The organism is Stenotrophomonas sp. 2YAF22 (assembly GCF_052114665.1).
Lineage (GTDB): Bacteria > Pseudomonadota > Gammaproteobacteria > Xanthomonadales > Xanthomonadaceae > Stenotrophomonas > Stenotrophomonas indicatrix.
In genome coordinates, this window is record NZ_JBFRFE010000867.1 from 1 (window position 1) to 1310 (window position 1310).

At 65.2% G+C, this 1310-nt stretch carries 1 protein-coding gene; it reads left to right on the forward strand.

Features of this window, described 5'->3' with window-relative positions:
* The first annotated feature begins 182 nt into the window (after positions 1–182).
* Entirely contained in the window at positions 183–1148 is a 966-nt protein-coding gene (locus tag AB4Y84_RS21830) for a hypothetical protein (protein ID WP_223496859.1), read from the forward strand.
* Positions 1149–1310 lie beyond the last annotated feature (162 nt).

The window sequence follows — 1310 nt, forward strand, 5'->3', positions numbered from 1 at the left end:
GTGCAACGCAGGGTCAGTTCCAGGAACGGCATGGCGGTGAGGGCAATCGCGGGAAAGGGGGCCATGCTAGACCATCAGGCCGTCTCCGTATGCCTTGAGATGAACGAAGCCGATTCAGACAGGCCTCACGGGCCTTGCTAAACTCGGCGCTTTCCTGTGCGCCGTACAGCCGCCCGTTGCCGATGGCCTTCGCCCCGACCCTGAAAACCTGGTTGCTCGTCCTGCCGGCCGTGGCCGTGCTGGGCGTGGCCGGCTATCGGGCCACGGGCCACAACCTGGACACGAACACGCGCGTCGATGTGCCGCTGGCAGCCCAGGGCAGCGATGCGCAGGGAGCGCTGGCACCGGTAATGCCGGAAGCCCTGGAACGCCGCCTCGCTGCGTTCGAACGTGGTACCGCGCTGCCTTCGGGCCTGCCGCTGGATATCCGTGCCGACATCGAAGGTGCCACCGATCTGTACGCCTACGCGCAGCGCCTGCGTGTGCAGGCCGACCAGGGCAACCACGAGGCGCGCTGGATGCTCAGCCGGGTCTACGACTACTGTGCGCAGTACGCGGTCGATCCAGGTGGCTATCGCCTGGACAACAACGTGCTGGCCGGCCTCGGCCTGAGTGCTGCACCGGAGATGGTGGAGGCGCGCGAACGGGTGGCGCAGCGCTGCGGGGGCTTCGTGCCCGGCGACAAGCTGGGGCCGGCACTGGTGCTCGGCGAACGTCGTCGTGCGGCCCAGCAGGGCAACCTGGCGGCCGAAGCGGCGCTGTTTGCCGAAGGTGAGCCGCTGCACGACAGCGAGCAGTATCGCCGCGATCTGGTTGAACGCGTACGTACCTCGCGCGATCCGGAGGCGTACATGGCGATCGCGCCGGGCATGGGGTTGCGCGCGGCTGGCGACAAGGCGTTGACCGGCATGGTGGCCGGCGAACAGCTCAGTGAACTGGCATGGCGGGTTGCGGCCTGCGAACTCGGTCTTCCCTGTGGAGCCGACAGCGTGCTGGTCAACAGTTTTTGTGCGAATGGAGGGATCTGTTCGCCRGATGGAACGCAGGACTTCCGTGAATTTGTGTATGACGCCGCGGTTTCGCGGCAAGGTGCGGGGAAAATGAAGGAATGGATCAAGCGATTGATTGGAACGAGGGACGGGCGATGAACTACCGTCGATTCCTGCATGGGGCCAAGTTCTGGTTCTGGGTGGTGTTGTTCGTGGCGTACTCGGCCGGTGCCGTGGGCCTGCTGATGATCGATACCTACGAGGACCGCTACCGACGTCTGTCGAAGGTGGAATTGACCTCGGTGAAGGCACAGGAAGACG